Source organism: Microbacterium halimionae (assembly GCF_011761265.1).
GTDB classification, from domain to species: Bacteria; Actinomycetota; Actinomycetes; order Actinomycetales; family Microbacteriaceae; genus Microbacterium; species Microbacterium halimionae.
The window spans coordinates 996,696-1,013,083 of record NZ_JAAOZB010000002.1 but is presented as its reverse complement, the minus strand read 5'-3'; the positions used below and the strand labels follow the sequence as shown (position 1 = coordinate 1,013,083).

Annotated in this window: 12 protein-coding genes, 1 tRNA gene and 1 pseudogene; 5 read left to right on the top strand and 9 right to left on the bottom strand. The window is 60.3% G+C overall.

The window, feature by feature from the left end:
- The first annotated feature begins 403 nt into the window (after positions 1-403).
- Both FHS06_RS12610 and FHS06_RS12605 read left to right on the top strand, forming a co-directional pair.
- Positions 404-3,313, top strand: coding sequence for an RHS repeat-associated core domain-containing protein (locus FHS06_RS12610; RefSeq protein ID WP_167049786.1), 2,910 nt, complete (start codon positions 404-406; stop codon positions 3,311-3,313).
- Positions 3,310-3,609 (top strand): hypothetical protein, encoded by a 300-nt coding sequence (locus FHS06_RS12605; protein ID WP_167049784.1) that lies wholly within the window; start codon positions 3,310-3,312, stop codon positions 3,607-3,609. The genes FHS06_RS12610 and FHS06_RS12605 overlap by 4 nt, the downstream gene beginning before the upstream one ends.
- 1,264 nt (positions 3,610-4,873) lie before the next feature.
- On the opposite strand, the pseudogene FHS06_RS12600 reads toward FHS06_RS12605, so the two are convergent.
- Together FHS06_RS12600 and FHS06_RS12595 are read right to left on the bottom strand one after the other, a co-directional pair.
- Positions 4,874-5,675 (bottom strand): annotated as a pseudogene (locus tag FHS06_RS12600) (transposase family protein); the annotation flags it as partial.
- 93 nt (positions 5,676-5,768) lie between these two features.
- Positions 5,769-6,146 carry a GntR family transcriptional regulator gene (locus FHS06_RS12595; protein WP_167049782.1) on the bottom strand — a complete coding sequence of 126 codons (378 nt, stop codon included), beginning with the start codon at positions 6,144-6,146 and terminating at the stop codon, positions 5,769-5,771.
- 134 nt (positions 6,147-6,280) lie between these two features.
- On the opposite strand from FHS06_RS12595, the gene FHS06_RS12590 reads away from it, so the two are divergent.
- The gene (locus tag FHS06_RS12590; RefSeq protein WP_167049780.1) at positions 6,281-6,691 is read left to right on the top strand and encodes a DoxX family protein; all 411 of its coding nucleotides are present in this window, start codon (positions 6,281-6,283) and stop codon (positions 6,689-6,691) included.
- A 153-nt stretch (positions 6,692-6,844) separates the two neighbouring features.
- On the opposite strand, the gene FHS06_RS12585 is transcribed toward FHS06_RS12590, so the two are convergent.
- The 5 genes from FHS06_RS12585 to polA all read right to left on the bottom strand — a co-directional run bounded on the left by FHS06_RS12585 (position 6,845) and on the right by polA (position 13,492).
- A complete protein-coding gene (locus FHS06_RS12585; RefSeq protein WP_167049778.1) occupies positions 6,845-7,099 on the bottom strand; it encodes a DUF6458 family protein in 255 nt (84 codons plus the stop codon).
- Positions 7,100-7,222: 123 nt separating this feature from the next.
- On the bottom strand, positions 7,223-7,987 hold the full coding sequence (locus tag FHS06_RS12580; protein WP_182486496.1) for an SGNH/GDSL hydrolase family protein: 765 nt from the start codon (positions 7,985-7,987) through the stop codon (positions 7,223-7,225).
- Positions 7,988-8,019: 32 nt separating this feature from the next.
- The gene (locus FHS06_RS12575) at positions 8,020-9,069 is read right to left on the bottom strand and encodes an LLM class flavin-dependent oxidoreductase (RefSeq protein ID WP_167049776.1); all 1,050 of its coding nucleotides are present in this window, start codon (positions 9,067-9,069) and stop codon (positions 8,020-8,022) included.
- Positions 9,070-9,144: 75 nt separating this feature from the next.
- A complete protein-coding gene (locus tag FHS06_RS12570; RefSeq protein WP_167049774.1) occupies positions 9,145-10,815 on the bottom strand; it encodes a DUF885 domain-containing protein in 1,671 nt (556 codons plus the stop codon).
- 40 nt (positions 10,816-10,855) lie between these two features.
- Positions 10,856-13,492: a DNA polymerase I gene (polA, locus tag FHS06_RS12565; RefSeq protein WP_167049772.1), complete on the bottom strand. Its 2,637-nt coding sequence runs from the start codon at positions 13,490-13,492 to the stop codon at positions 10,856-10,858.
- Between the two features lie 131 nt (positions 13,493-13,623).
- On the opposite strand from polA, the gene FHS06_RS12560 reads away from it, so the two are divergent.
- Positions 13,624-13,980, top strand: coding sequence for a hotdog fold thioesterase (locus FHS06_RS12560; RefSeq protein ID WP_167050348.1), 357 nt, complete (start codon positions 13,624-13,626; stop codon positions 13,978-13,980).
- A gap of 25 nt (positions 13,981-14,005) precedes the next feature.
- Here FHS06_RS12560 and FHS06_RS12555 read toward each other — a convergent pair whose 3' ends face one another.
- A complete protein-coding gene (locus FHS06_RS12555; RefSeq protein WP_375138708.1) occupies positions 14,006-14,617 on the bottom strand; it encodes an ANTAR domain-containing response regulator in 612 nt (203 codons plus the stop codon).
- Positions 14,618-14,671: 54 nt separating this feature from the next.
- On the opposite strand from FHS06_RS12555, the gene FHS06_RS12550 reads away from it, so the two are divergent.
- Positions 14,672-14,754, top strand: a tRNA-Leu gene (locus tag FHS06_RS12550).
- Between the two features lie 173 nt (positions 14,755-14,927).
- Here FHS06_RS12550 and pyk read toward each other — a convergent pair.
- On the bottom strand, positions 14,928-16,373 hold the full coding sequence (gene pyk / locus FHS06_RS12545; RefSeq protein WP_167049768.1) for a pyruvate kinase: 1,446 nt from the start codon (positions 16,371-16,373) through the stop codon (positions 14,928-14,930).
- Between the last annotated feature and the right edge of the window lie 15 nt (positions 16,374-16,388).

The window sequence follows — 16,388 nt, the reverse complement described above, 5'->3', positions numbered from 1 at the left end:
TTCCACCTCCACGCTCCCCCGATTGGATGCTCCGTTGCGTTTAAGCTCCGCTGCTCTTGGAATCGCTGCTATCACGTCAGTCTTTGTCGGAAGCGTCATAGCACCGCCACCGGCTCGAGCTGAGTCGAACCTGGATATCGAACATATCGCAGCCGCAGCGAAGGCATCTGTGTGGGTCCCGGCTGAGGGTCTTAACGAGGAACTTCCCACCCGGGAGGAAACCGAAGCAAGTTGGTTACTGCCGTGGTCCCCCTCACCAGAGCTCCGCGAGCAGCCTCGGGCTAGATCGTTTTCGAGCCCGCCCTACGACGGCGATCCGCCTCTTGCCGGGGCACCGGGCATCGGTGAGAAGCCGTGGTTTACGTTTCAGGACTTTTCTTTGACTCCGTATTCGACAGCGCGCGTGAACATTGCCAACGGCAACCTTCTTGTGAAAGAGAACGACTTCCGAGTGAGCGCCGCAGGGACGGAGGTGCGGATGGATCGCTGGTTCAACAGCTTCGCCCCAGCTGGCAGCTCGAATGTGTGGCGGAACTCTCTCCTCGATGAGGGGCTCACGATCGAATCTGACCACGTGATCTACAACGCAGTGAACGGGGCAAGGTACTCGTTCGAACAGGAACCGGTCGACGGAAACGGCATCACCCAGTACTCCTCGCCGTCGGGTTCCCGCATGTCTCTGACTTTCGATGGAGAGTGGTACACCCTCACCGAGCATGAAACCGGAACCGAGTCCGTCTTTTCGTCCACCGGGCGCCTCGCTCACGAAGACAACCGTGCCGGCGAAGAAGTACGGACGCGCTCCAGTGCGTCCGGCGGGATTGAGTACTTCTCGAACCCGTCAGGTGCAAGCGTCTCGCTACACGGCGCTAACTCGAATCGCGATGGATCGGATCCCTACTGGGCAGAAAGTGGCGGTCGGGAGGTCCAGTATCACTATGGCGGTTCGCGCGGCTACCTCGGTCCGCTCATGGGCGTAACCGCGGCTGACGGTGAGGAAACGACGTACACCTACAGCTACGAGTACCTCGCTTCGATCGAGTTTCCTGGCGCCGCTTCGGACACTTCCACGATCACCTTTGAATACGACTCGTCTGGGCGAATCACAACTGTGACCCAAGAGCCTCAGATTGTCACGACGTTCGAGTACCTGCCCGGTTCTACAGAAGTTACCGACGCGAACGGACATACCTCGACATACGCGATCGATAGTCAAGGCCGCGTAACCGCCACGAAGGATGCTCTCGGCCGAGAGCGAAGCCAAACATGGACGGCCGACAACGCCATCGCAACGACGACCGATGCCCTCGCATCGCACACCACGACCTACACCTATGACCAGACCGGAAACCGCACGGGAGCCCAGCTACCCACCGGTGCTGCTTCCGCCGCCATTTACGCGCTCGGACCGGATTGCAACGCCCCCGACACCGGCACCACCTACCAGATCAAGTGCAGCGTTTCCGCTTCGGGAGCGACCACCCAGTACGAGTACGACCAATACGGGCAGATCATCAAGAAGACAGACACCAGCGATACGACGCCCGTCGACGAATTCACCTACACCTACGCTGCACCGGGCAGTGGAACCTCGGGATACGGCAACCCCGTCACCGCCACGGATGCCAACGGCAAGACCACGCAGTACACCTACGACGATGGCCTCCTCGTCAAAGTCACCCCGCCCGCACCCCTCGGCGAAACGACCTACAGCTACGACAGCCTCAACAGAGTCACATCCGTCACAGACGGACGTGGGCTAACAACCTCCTACTCTTACGACCTCCGTGACCGGCCGGTACTCACCACCCACACCAACGACCAGGCGATCTATAAGACCTATTACCCCAACGGCCTCGAAGAGTACGTCGCCGACTACAGCTCCAACGCTGCGCAATACACCTACGACAGCCAGGGAAGATTGGCCCGCCAGACCGGCCCCCACATCGGCGCGGCGCAGGAGTACACCTACGACGATGTCGGGAACATGCTTACCTTCACCGACAGCGCCGGCACCGTCACCTACACCTACGACGACTCCAACCAGCTGACCTCGATCCGGGAACCCGGCGGCACCTGCCCCAGCAGCGGAAACCCCGCCGCGAACTCCGGATGCGTGCTGCTGGAATACGACGACAACAGCAACGAAACCAAACGCATCTACCCCGCCGGCGCCCACACCGACACCACCCGTGACGCGTCCGGCCGCCCCATTCGAATCACCGCGAAAGCCACCGACGGATCCACCGCCGTCGACATCGGATACAGCTACGCCGCCCCCGGATCAGGCGACGACCAGATCAACATCCAAACCCGCACCTCCCACAAGGAGGAAGGGATCACAGCTGGCGCGGTGACCACCTACAGCTACGACAACCGCAACCGCCTCACCAACGCGGAAGAGAAAGACGGGTCAACGCTCACCGCGGCCTGGTCATACGGGTACGACAACGCCGGCAACCGCACCACCCAGACCCGAACCGGCGCCACCGGACAAATCGCCGGCACCATCGACTACACCTACAACGACGCCAACCAAATGACCTCTGCCACCGGGCAGAGCACAAGCTGGACGTACGACGCTGCCGGCAACCAAACCCGCAACGGCCTCACCGGAGCCACCATCACCTACGGGCCCCGTGGCGAAGCAACAGCGTTCGGGAGCACCGGTGCCGACTACTTCGGCACCGGGAACACCGACAGACTGAGCCGCGGCAACACCACATTCGCCAACGGCCCACTCGGGATGACCCAACGCACCTCAGGATCAACAACGCACACCTACACCCGCTCCCCTGAGGGAGAACCTCTGGGGATGCGCGCCAGCGCCTCCTACTACTACGTGGCCGACCAGCTCGGATCGGTTGCCGGCCTCTTCAGCGCCACCGGCACCTGGATCGGCGGTTACACCTACAGCCCGTACGGCGAAGCACGATTCACCAGCACCAGCTCCGTCATCACCAACAACGCGCTCCGGTACATCGGCGAACACCACGACGGCGCGGGGATCTACAAGCTCGGGGCTCGCTACTATGACACCGCCCAAGGTCGCTTCACCCAGATGGACCCAAGTGGACAAGAAGCTAACCCGTACGAATATGCTGGCTGTAACCCGGTCAACTCGATCGATCCCAGCGGCCTAGCCGCATGCACGGCTGCCGCTGGCATCGCGGGGGTGCTCCACGGTGTGATATGGAGCGCAGCAGCCGGCGCGGCGTTCACAGGCGGCGCGTCCATAGGAGCTGGCATAGTAGTAGGGCTAGTAGTCGGCAGCTTCTGGTTCGCCGTCTCAGAGTTTGGATGTTCCTCATGACTGAAGACCGGCTTCATATAAGCACATCGATGCTCGCCATACTGGGTGTTCTTTTCGCAGCGAGCGTGGTGCTTCTCGTAACGCAACTCTTCCTAGGGGCAACGGATCCAGACAACTGGTTCTCGCGGGTCATGGTGGCTGGAATGGGTGGAATCTTTACGACCGCGCTGCTGGTGTGGATCACAAAGGCTTCATCTTGGTCGGTGGTGGCGCGGGCCACAAGTGCGGCTGTCAATCTTGTTCTGTCCGTCATACTCCTGCTCGTGTTAACGACAGTCGTATGGATGGCGTTCTAGCCTCCCGTCGGTTGCCCATCCTCGGCGCCGAGGTTGGTTTTCTCGGCTACATCGCCGACAACTGCTGCCACGAACATGAGCGTCTGGTTGCGTGACCACGCGGAGCATCACATCAAAGAACAGCAATCGGAGGCATTGTGACTGATGCAATTGTCCAGGGATTCGGATACTGATCATGGCCAGCAAGACTTCCCGACTCTATCGAGTGTGGCTATTCGGTGGTGCCGTAGTCGGGTTACTGGGCATCGTCATGGCGATCCTTCTTGCAGCGTCCCCTTCAACGGAAGGCTCAGCGGGAGGGATGGTCGCCGCGGCGTGTCTCTTCGCGGGCGGCGCAATAGTCTCCGCCCTGGGATATGTAGGGCTCTCCCGTTCGCGCAAGAGAGAACGAGAAGGCGGGGCGTGAGGTACGGCGGGGTGTGACAATCAGATCGGGGGCGACGGGAACAATTGCGCCGAGAGCCGCGAAAGTACTTGTTCGAGCGGAGAGCCGAATCTGCGCGTGACGAGGAACCCAAACGCGTACGCCAGCTGCAACCCGATCAATTCGAAAGATCCCAGTGGCCTAGTGGGCTGTCTCGCTCAGGCCTGGGATGTGATCGATAACACAGCGGGATTTATGATTGGGGCCGCAACTGTCGTGGGTGCGATCTGGGCGGTTCCGAGCTGCATCGGATGGAACCAGGGCCTTTACGAGAGCGGAAAAGTCAATGAAGAAGGCTATTCTTTATGTGAACTCGAGTGGGACCCGCGCTGGCCAAATGTCTGATCCGGGATTGAGAAGCTGATGTCCCTCATCCAGTCGCGGATGTCGATAGAGCGGGCGCTTCTGTGGGCAAAAGTCGTGACGTTCGTGGGAGCCTTCTTCGCTCTGGGGAATCTCGTCTACTACTCCACGACACTCCGGGGCTGGGACCTCTGGTCGATAGGTCTATCTGGTTTTTTGCAGCTATGGGGATCTACGGCGTGTTCCTCTGGCGAAAGGCAAAGAAAAGATTGAAGGCGTTCGAGGCCAAGAATGGCAGCGGTGCAGGTCGGCAAGACCGAGCGCGGTAGCTGAGAAGGGCGAGAGGAACGGATCGATGACGACTGATTGTTAACGCCGCCCAGCGCTGGCAGGGAGGATGTCATCATGCCCGTTCCCTATCCCCAAGAGTTCCGCGAGGATCTCGTCCACCGGTTAACGCCCCATGTCTGTGCGCTGCAGCTTGGGCGACCGCGACAGGGTCGGTCGCGCCTTCGCGCTCTGAGTCTGCTGCGCCTTCACCGCGGCCGACGATCATCCGCGAGTACGCGTCGATGATGAGGCAGACGTAGCGACGCTGGCCCAGGTCGGCACGAATGTGAGGTCGGTGACCCAGAGCCGGTGCGGCGCGGTCGCGGTGCACTCCCGCCGCACCAGATCCGGGTGCCGCGCCGAGGCCGGATCAGGCCGGGTCGTCTTCACCCGCTTCGTCCGAATCGCACCCTCGATCCCTGCTGCGCGCATGAGCCAGCACGTCTGGTTCCTCCCGATGTCGAGCCCAGCGCGACGCGCGGCCTTCCAGAGCGTGACCAGCTCCGGAGTGAGGACCGAGTCGCTGACTGCGCGCGCCGACGGCGCACGGTCTTTCGCCGCGTAATACGTACTCGGCGCCACCTGCAAAAGCGTGCAGATGGGCTCGACCCCGAGCGGGCGACCTTCGACGACGTCGTCCTTGTTCGCGTCGATGAACGCGACCACTTCCGGTGTCGGCGGTCGAGCTCCGCCCGGAAGAAACTCGCAGCCCGCTTGAGTATCTCGTTGGCCCGCCGCAACTCGCGGACCTCCTGCTCCAACTCCCGCACCCCACGCGCCTCGGTCGTGCTCACCCCGGCGACGGTCCCGTCGTCGATGTCGGCTTGCTTGACCCACATCCGCCCCGACTCGACGCCGTATCCGAGCTGCGTCGCGACCCGATGAACCGTCCCATGATCGGTCCCCAACTCCCCCCCCGCAGAGTCCTCACCATCCGGACCGCCGGGGCCATCTCCTCTGGCGAATACCGACGCGTCATCGGCTTCCCTGATGCCTGCTCTTTCGACATAACCCATCCTCGTTTCCAAGGTCAGGAGTCTCCAACAAACTCAGAGCGGTTCAACTGACGTTTCTAATGGCAACGGGCAAGCGCGCTGGAAGGTTAGTTCACCGCATTGGTGGTTGGGCCGTTTCGGAGCGCCGCAGCTACGAGCGCGATCGCTTCTTCGGAATCGAGGCGCAGCGTGCGTATTTGATCGGCAAATACTGTCGCTGCTCGCTGTGCTTCGCGGTGTGCGGCGTCGCCGTGCGGTGAGATGAAGGTGCCGTTGCGCCCGCGCGTTTCAACGACGCCGGATGCTTCGAGCTCTCGGTATGCGCGCGCGACCGTTCCCGCCGCGATACCGAGTTCCTCCGCGAAGCGCCGGACCGTTGGCAGACGAGCACCGGGCGCAAGTTCGCCCTCCGCCACCGCGTCGAGAAGCTGGGCGCGCAGCTGCTCGAATGGCGGCAGCGGCGAGCGATGATCTACGACGATCATGTGATGTTCTCCTCCCCTGGCATCACCACATCGTATCGGGGCGCCGCAATGCCCTCACGATCCGGGACTCCTGGGCACGTCAGCACCACGCCGCAAATTCAGGCTGAGTGAGTTGCCCGCACTACGCTCAGACTATGAGTTTCCTCCGCACGATCGCTCGCTGGCTGCTTGGTGTGGGGCTCGTTTTCGCAGGAGTCGGACATCTGACGTTCGCACGCGATTCTTTCGTCGCCCAGGTACCGCATTGGCTTCCACTTCCTACTGACTTTGTCGTTCTGGCTTCCGGCGTCGTTGAAATAGCCCTCGGGCTGTCACTGATTCTTCTCGCCCGATATCGCGTGTGGATCGGATGGATCGTCGCAGCCTTCTTCGTCGCCGTTTTTCCTGGCAACATCGCACAGTTTGTCAGCGGGACCGATGCTTTCGGTCTCGACACAGATCTTGCCCGTGGCATCCGTTTGCTCTTTCAGCCCGTACTCGTGATCTGGGCTCTGTGGTCAACAGGTGCGTGGAAAGCGTGGCGTGATCACCGACGGCGCGCTTGATGAGTGATGAACCACATAAAGTGCACTTCGACGACCGCGATGACGCCCTGCTCGACATGAACGATTGGATTCGTACCGCGGAGTCGAATCACGAGTTCGCGTACCTCGGATTCCGAAGCCTCGTGATTTCACAGAGTTTGTGCCGCTATCTGCCTACAGCGTGTCGTCGCGACGAGCGCTGCGGCGAGTGACGGTGTCGCCAGATGTCGGGTCGACCGACGTGCGGGTAACCGAATCTGTCTGACGGCGACGCGCCAAAAGAATGATGCCAAGGATGAAGACGAGTACTCCAGCGCCCATGAAGATGTAGCCGATAAGGTCGAGATTTACCCACTCAACTTCGAAGTTGAGAGCGAACGCCAAAATCGCGCCGATCACGAAAAGAGCAATGCCAGCTCCGATACTCATGAGTGAGTCCTTCCACGTTGAACGATGATTCAATTCGGCACCGTGTCCACAGCGCCGAGTGATAATCATGCCCAAGAGGAGGACATCTCGTAGGGGGCTTGACAGCGACGGCTACCAGCCGAATTAGCTTTTCGACGGCGGGATGGTCACAAAATCGGGAAACTTCGCGGTCCGACCGTCCCCCGAAGATGTCCCCGTCAAACGACGTCGAATCCACGGTCCCAAGTGTTCGCGATAGTAGGCAGTTCCTCGTGGGCCGCGGCGGTCAACAAATTCCGGCATCCACCACCACTCCCCTGGCGGCTCCAGCCCGAGCGCCGTCAGCACACGGGCGGCAACCCGGTGATGTCCGCGCGAGTTCAAGTGCAGACGATCTTCTGACCAGAACGGCGGAAGCGAAAGCTCGCGGTCGGGCCAGTTGAACGCTGTAATGACATCTTGGCGGTCTGCGATTCTCGCGCTTGCTGCTGCGGTAAGCATGTCACCGCGGCGCTGAATCAATCGTCGAAGCGGAAGCTGAGCAGAGGGATTAGCGCCAGAGATCAGCACCGCGTGGACTCCCTCCTCGTCACAGCGGCGCAGCACGTGTGCGAATGCATCCGCAATGTGCGGGATGTTCGTGCGCGGCCGGATCATGTCGTTGCCGCCCCCGTTGAACGACAAGTGCGTCGGCTTCAGGGCGAGGGCGGGCTCAAGTTGCTGCGCAATAATCGGCCACGCCAACTTGCCCCGAATGGCAAGGTTGGCGTACCCGACGGGCACGCCGGATGCCGCAGCCCACCCTTCCGCGACGAGATCCGCCCATCCGCGCACGGTTCCGTCGGGAAGTCCATCTCCGACGCCCTCGGTGAACGAATCACCGATCGCCACGTACCGCACAGCATCCATTGGGTCAGCTTAAAACGGATGACATGAACGATTTAGCCAGCAGCAAGCAGAGCACGAACTCGTGGCACGACCTCGGTGCCGTAAAGCTCAATCGAGCGCATCATGTGCTCGTGCGAGAGCGGACCGTTTGAGAACTTGAGATCGAATCGCTGAAGCCCGAGGATGCGAATCGTGTCTGCCATCTTCGCGGCGACAGTTTCTGGCGATCCGGCGTAGACAGAACCTTCGGGTCCGACATCGTGTTGGAACCGTAGGCGGTTGTAAGCGGGCCATCCACGCTCGCGTCCGATGCGGTTGTTGGAATCAGCGAAGTTCGGGTATGCCTGTTCCCAAGCTTCGTCGTCGGTGTCGGCGATGTGCCCGGGTGAGTGCACGGCTACCGGGAGCGGTTCGTGTCCGAAGCTCTCGACGGACTGGTGGAAGAGATCGACAAACGGGCGGAAGCGTGCGGCCGGGCCGCCAATGATGGCAAGCGCAAGGCCATAGCCGTATCGCGCAGCCCGCACAACTGACTCCGGAGTTCCGCCGACACCAACCCACGCACGAATGCCGTTCTCAGTCTTCGGAAAAACGTTCGCTCCGTTCAACGGAGCGCGGGTACGACCCTGCCACGTCACTGGTTCTTCGCGAAGCAGCTGGCTGAAGAGATCAAGCTTCTCCTCGAACAGCACCTCGTAGTCGCTCAATTCGTAACCGAAGAGCGGAAAAGATTCGATGAACGATCCGCGACCGAGTGTCACTTCTGCGCGGCCGCCAGAGATCGCAGCCAGCGTCGCGAACCTCTCGTAGAGGCGTACCGAGTCGTCACTTGAAAGCACAGTAACCCCGGTACCCAAACGAATATTCTTCGTTCGCGCTGCAGCAGCTGCAAGCACGATCTCGGGGCTCGAGATGGCAAAGTCAGCACGGTGGTGCTCCCCCACGCCGAAGTACGACAGGCCCACGCTGTCAGCCTGTACTGCTTGCTCAACCACGTTGCGGATCGTCTGAGCATCCGTCAACCGCTCGCCGTTCTCGTCGCGTGTGACGTCGCCAAACGTGTCGAGTCCGAACTCGACCTGGGTGAAATCAGCTTTTCTCATGCTCGACCCTTCTATTCAGTCGAATGTAACAACGGATGCCACCCCACGAGTATTCCCGGTACGTTTCGGCTCTCGTTACGCCAACGCCGCGCGGAGGGTATCGAGGCCGACACCGCCAATATCCAGCGCCCGCTTGTGGAACGCCTTCATTGAAAATGAAGCTCCCTCGGCTGCGGCGACATCGTCGCGCAGCTGTTCCCAGATGCGCTGTCCGACCTTGTAAGAGGGCGCTTGGCCTGGCCACCCGAGGTAGCGGTTGACTTCGAATCGAATGAATTCATCCGACATGTTGACGTTCTGTCGCATGAATTCGAGCGCGAAATCGGCATCCCAGTTGCCGTGACCGTCAGGCCGGGGTTTTTGCAGGTGCACTCCGATGTCGAGGACGACGCGGGCTGCTCTCATCCGTTGGCCATCGAGCATTCCCAACCGGTCCGCTGGGTCATCGAGGTAGCCGAGGCTCTGCATGAGCCGTTCGGCATAGAGCGCCCAACCTTCCGCGTGACCAGACGTGCCAGCGAGTAGTCGGCGCCACGAGTTCAGTTGCGAGCGGTTGTATACAGCTTGCGCGATCTGAAGATGGTGACCCGGAATGCCCTCGTGGTAGACGGTTGTGAGTTCTCGCCACGCATCGAATTCGGTAACGCCCTCCGGCACAGACCACCACATGCGTCCGGGGCGGGAGAAATCGTCCGTCGGTCCGGTGTAGTAGATGCCCCCGTCATTCGTCGGTGCAATCATGCACTCAAGTCGGCGAATCGGCTCTGGAATATCGAAGTGGGTGCGTCCGAGTTCTTCTACCGCGCGATCACTGGTTTGCTGCATCCAGCGTTGAAGCTCTTCGGTTCCGCGCAGTTTGCGGCTCGGATCGGCTTCCAGATGGGCGACAGCTTCAGCAACAGATGCGCCGGGCAAAATGTCGCGTGCGATCGACTCTTGCTCCGCGACCATTCGGGCGAGTTCGTCTATTCCCCACTCGTACGTCTCATCGAGATCGATTGTGGCGCCGAGGAACTGCTGCGAGCGCAGCGCATACTCTTCGCGGCCGACAGCATCCTGCTCGCGAGCGTTCGGCGCGAGCTCGGTTCCGAGGAACGACGCGAGCCGGTCGTACGCCACGCGTGCCGCATTTGAGCTGTTGGCGAGGTCGCGGGCAAGAGATGCCGGAATCTGTCCGTCGTTCACCGCGGCGTCGCCCACAAATGTTGCAAAAAAGCCGTTGGCTGTTGTGTATCGCTCCGCTTGTCCGAGTACCTCAAGAACCTGGCGTCGCGCGGGAGTGCGCCCAACACGAATCCCCTGGCGCAGCGTTTCGACGTAACCGTCGATTGCTCCGGGAACCGCAGCAAGCCGCGTGGAGACGACGCTCCAGTCGTCCACGGTGTCGGTCGGCATGAGGTCAAACACCTGCCGAATATCCTGCGACGGTGAGGCGATGACGTTGAGGTCGTTGAGGTGCGTCTGCTTCTCATGCAATTGAAGCTGCAACCGCAGTTCCCGCGCGAGGTCTTGTTTTGTCACCCGATCGACGTCGTCGACAGCTTCCGCTGCTTCGAGGTTCGCAAGCGTCGCGCGAGCAGCGTTCGCGGAGGCCTCAGCGCCCGCTGGAGAGTAATCGCCAAGCCGGTCGTTGTATTCGAATCGCCCGATGTACGTTGCTGCCGTCGGAGAAAGTTCGGCGACGGTGTCGACCCACGCATCGGCGATCGAGTCGATCGGTGTGCTTGCGCGCGAAGAATCAGTCATAAGACGAGCCTAAGCAACCAGAGCGCGCTGGACCAGTCGACTAGTGCGCGGCCTCCGTCCAGTCGCGACCTCTGCCTATTTGCACATCGAGCGGCACCGACAAGCTCGCGGCGTCTCCCATGCGCGTGCGAACTATGCGTTCAGTCGCGTCCCACTCCCCCGGCGCAACTTCTACTACGAGCTCATCGTGAATCTGCAGGAGCACGCGCGAAGCAAGGTTTTCTTTCTGGAGATCAGCGTGAATATTGACGAGTGCGATCTTCATGATGTCCGCAGCGCTGCCTTGAATCGGCGCATTAAGTGCGGCCCGTTCAGCGTTCTCACGCAGCACCCGATTTGGGCTCGTGAGATCTGGGAATGGCCGCCGGCGACCGAAAATGGTTGTCGTGTGACCATCGATACGAGCCTGCTCCACCGAGGAACGAAGGTAGTCGCGGACTCCCCCGAATCGAGCGAAGTACTCGAGCATTAACTGCTTAGCTTCTGATTGCTCTATGCGGAGTTGTTTTGAGAGCCCGAAAGCCGAGAGCCCGTACACGAGCCCATATGACATTGCCTTGACCTTCGAACGCATCGCAGGCGTCACATCCGACGGCTCAACGCCGAACACGCGTGCCCCCACGAATCTGTGAAGGTCCTCCCCCGAACGGAATGCTTCGATGAGTCCTGGATCTTCAGAGAGGTGCGCCATGATTCGCATCTCAATCTGCGAGTAGTCAGCTGTCAAGAGAGTTTCGTATCCTTCACCCACTTCAAATGCTGAGCGGATGCGGTGGCTCTCTTCAGTGCGGACCGGAATGTTCTGCAGGTTCGGATCAGTGCTTGAGAGCCGGCCTGTCTGGCTTCCGGTCTGCACGTACGTGGTGCGAATGCGCCCGTCGGCTCCGATTGCACCATCGAGGGATTCGATGATCTGACGGAGCTTTGTCGCTTCTCGATGCTGGAGCAACAGATCGAGGAATGGGTGAGGATTCGACTCCTGGAGATCTGCGAGCACCGCTGCGTCGGTCGAATACCCCGTCTTTGTTTTTCGGGTCTTCGGCAATTCCAGGTCTTCGAAAAGTACTTGCTGCAGCTGCTTCGGAGAGCCGAGGTTTACTTCACGACCGATAGCTGCGAACGCCCGCTTTGCTATGTCGTCGGCGCGGGCGCCGAGTTCGGCGGAAAAGCCGCTGAGCGCTTCGTGAGAGACAGAAACACCCGCGAGCTCCATATCTGCCAGGGCAAGGAGCGTGGGGAGCTCTACATCGTGCAGAAGCGCAGCGACCGGCCCGTCCAGGTCGTCACGTTGTGCGGCGGCCACCCGCAGCGTGTACCAAGCGAGCTGGCCAGGGGTTGCCCCCTCGGTCTCCGGTACCAGCTGCGTGGGGTCGGCTTCTGGCAATTTCTCGTCCAGGTAGCGCTCGACAAGGTGCGCGAGTGTCTTATCTGGAAAGCTTGGTCGTCGAAGCCATCCGGCGATGATCGTGTCGTAACCGAGGCCTGCGACGCGCAATCCGGCACGTCGGAGCGCTTTGATCTGCGGCTTGGCGTCACTGAAGATCTTGGGCGACTCGGACGCGAGAAAGCCCTCGAGGGCCGTTGCGATCTCTGCTGACCATGTTGCTTCGATTGCAGATTCGGCCCGGGCGAGGCCGACGCGATGCGGCAGCCGCTCCTGAATAGCGACAGTCACAGCGACCTCGGACTCTGCTGCACCGAGCCACTCCGTGAGTGCCGGCGCATCGACATCGACGGGCACTGGAGCGGCCACGCCAGGCGTTGTGGATTCCTCGTCGTCTGCGATCGTTCCGGTCGCTTCGAACACGCGTGAGAGAAGCGCGCGAAACTCTAGCTGCGAAAAAATGTCCCGCACGGCCTGCGCATCAATAGGTCGAACAGCGAGATCAAGCGGTGCTACCGGCAATTCCACGTCGGTGAGCAACCTATTCAGACGGCGGTTGCGACGGACGTCTTCGATGTGGTCGCGCAGGTTGCCTCCGACGACGCCCTTGATCTCGTCGGCACGGGAAAGAATCTCATCGAGACTGCCGAACTGAGTGAGCCACTTGACAGCCGTCTTCTCCCCCACCTTCGGAACACCCGGAAGGTTATCGCTGGTTTCGCCGACCAGGGCAGCGATCTCGGGGTACTGCTCAGGCGCGACCCCGTAACGCTCTCGCACAGTTTCTGGGTCGTATCGCTTGAGCTGAGAGACGCCCTGAACACTCGGGTAGAGCAGCGTGACGTTGTCGTTCACGAGCTGGATCGTGTCTCGGTCGCCCGAGCAGACCAGCACATGCAGACCGGCAGCTGCCCCTTCTGTCGCGAGCGTCGCCAAAATGTCATCGGCTTCGAAATCCTCTTTCGTGAGGACTTCGATATTCATTGCTCGCAAGCAGTCCTGCAGGATCGGAATCTGGCCTTTGAACTCTGAAGGTGTTTCTGATCGTGTCGCCTTGTACTCGGGGTATTCACGCGTTCGGAAAGAAGTGCGTGACGTGTCGAAGGCAACCGCGACATGCGTGGGTTTTTCGGCCTTCAGAAGATTTACGAACATCGAAAGAAATCCGTAGATTCCATTCGTGTGCTGACCATCTTTGGTCGTGAAATTATCGACGGGAAGAGCGTAGAAAGCGCGATATGCCAGCGAGTGGCCGTCGACGACGAGGAGGGTAGGCTTTGCGGAGTTCGTCACCCTGCCAGCCTAGTCAGCGGGTCTGACGTCGTCGTCCCCTAGACCCAGGAGTAACTTCTGTGACTACCCCTGTTCCGTTTGATGGCATCGCTTGGGCTTTGCAAAGAGGCAACGGCGCTTTGGCCGACAAGATGGGTATCGAATGGATTGAGTTCACGGCGGACCGCGCCGTGGCATCCATGCCCGTCACAGGAAACACACAGCCTGCTGGTCTGCTGCACGGCGGTGCGTACGTGGTACTCGGTGAATCGCTCGGCTCTATGCACGCCAATTCACTCGTTGGTGAGGGGCGGCTTGCTGTTGGCGTTGATATCAACGCCACTCACACGCGCTCGGCGACGACAGGACGAGTTATCGGCGTATGCACGCCGATCCACATCGGTCGATCGATCTTGGTCCACGAGATCGTGATTTCAGATGATCAGGGTCGCCGCTGCTCAACAGTTCGCATCACCAACATGGTGAAGGACATGCCTGCCGACGTATAGGCGCGAACGAGCCAGCGGTCTCGCGCTATTTCTTGGGAGCGAGCTGCTCGATGATTGCCTTGGCGACATCCTGCATCGTCAGACGGCGATCCATGGATGCTTTCTGGATCCAACGGAAAGCATCGGGCTCAGCGAGGCCCATCTTCTCGTTGAGGAGGCCCTTGGCGCGGTCAACAAGCTTGCGGGTCTCGAACCGCTCAACCATGTCAGCAACTTCGGCCTCGAGGGTGATGATCTGTTCATGACGCGCGAGAGCGATCTCGATCGCCGGCAGCAGGTCGTTCGGCGTGAATGGCTTCACGACGTAGGCCAGCGCGCCAGCTTCGCTCGCGCGCTCTACAAGCTCTTTCTGACTGAAAGCAGTCAGGAGCACAACGGGAGCGATGTTGTTCTTGCTGAGCTTCTCCGCGGCGCTGATGCCGTCGAGCTGCGGCATCTTCACGTCCATGATCACCAGATCTGGACGGAGTTCGGTTGCGAGCTGGACGGCTGTTTCGCCGTCGCCTGCTTCACCAACGACATCGAATCCGTTGTCTCGGAGGATCTCGACGATGTCGAGGCGGATGAGAGACTCATCCTCCGCGACGACGACTCGACGTGGGCTGGAGCCGGAGGCTTGATCTTGCTCTGTCACTATTGAATCCTACGGTATCGTCGTAGGTAAGCGCGCGTCGTACGACGAGACGCGTGAGCCGGCGTGGCGGAATGGCAGACGCGACCGACTCAAAATCGGTTGCCCGAAAGGGCGTGTGGGTTCGACTCCCACCGCCGGCACAGCAAGAAAAGGACGTCTCTATGAGACGTCCTTTTCTTGTATCCGGCAATGACTTTTGGATGCTGCAACTTCCGTAAAGCGTACGGTGCCCGGGCGTGTCGACTATTCGAAAAAAAGCGGGCTGGAGAGCCTTTGAAAGACTCTCCAGCCCGCTTTTCTGCGCGGTTAGCGGCTATTCGCCGCGGTAGACGGGAGCGGCGCCATTTACGGCGTCACCGATCTTGTGCACGCGGATGTCATTGGTACTTCCGATGATTCCTGGAGGGGAACCAGAGATGACGACAACCTTGTCTCCGACCTTCGCGAGGTCATTCGAGAGGAAGTAATCATCGACCTGGACGAACATCTTGTCCGTGTGGGATACGTGTTCCACAATCGTAGAGCTCACGCCCCATGTGACCGCCATGCGGCGGCGGATCGCGGGCTCAGGCGCGAAAGCGACCATCGGGATCTTCGAACGGATGCGAGATAGACGGCGTGCCGTGTCTCCCGACTCGGTGAAGATGCAGAGGAACTTGGCATCGACAAAATTGGCAACCTCAACGGCGGCCAGTGTAATAGCACCACCCTGAGTGCGCGGTTTTGCCTTGAGCGGCGCGATGCGCTCGAGACCGTGCTCTTCGGTTGACTCGACAATCCGGGCCATGGTTTCGACAACCACTACGGGGTAGTCTCCAACACTTGTCTCACCGGAAAGCATCACCGCGTCCGCGCCATCGAGCACGGCGTTGGCGACGTCACTGGTTTCCGCACGCGTGGGCACAGGATTCGAGATCATCGACTCGAGCATCTGAGTCGCGACGATGACGGGCTTTGCCATGCGACGGCAAAGCTCGACGGCGCGCTTCTGAACGATCGGCACAGCTTCCAGCGGAAGCTCAACACCGAGATCGCCACGAGCGACCATGATGCCGTCGAAGGCATCAATGATCTCTTCAAGGTGATCGACGGCTTGCGGCTTCTCAATCTTCGCGATCACGGGAACGCGGCGACCTTCTTCGGCCATGATTTCGTGCACACGGTCAACATCCTGTGCGTCACGCACGAACGAGAGCGCGATGACGTCCGCTCCGATACGCAATCCCCAGCGAAGGTCTGCCTCGTCTTTTTCGCTGAGCGCAGGCACGTTCACTGCAACACCAGGAAGGTTGATTCCTTTGTTGTTAGAGACGGGGCCGGCGACGATGACCTTGGTCGTGACAACTGTGCCGTCGGTCTCGACGACCTGGACTTTTACCTTCCCATCATCGATCAGAAGAAAATCACCAGGCTTTACATCGGCTGGGAGCCCTTTGAACGTCGTCGAGACGAGCTCTTTCGTGCCGACGACGTCTTCGATCGTGATCTTGAAGATGTCACCCACAGCGAGGTCATGGGGGCCATCAGAGAACTTGCCAAGGCGAATTTTCGGACCTTGGAGATCTACAAGCACAGCGACTGCACGGTCAGCATCGTCCGCGGCCTTTCGCACGTTAGCGAAGTTGGCTTCGTGAACGGAGTAGTCTCCGTGGCTCAAGTTAAGTCTGGCGACGTCAACACCGGCATCGATGATCGCGCGGACCATCTCGTAGGTTGACGTTGCCGGGCCGAGTGTTGCGACGATTTTCGCGCGTCTCATTCCGTATGTGCTCCG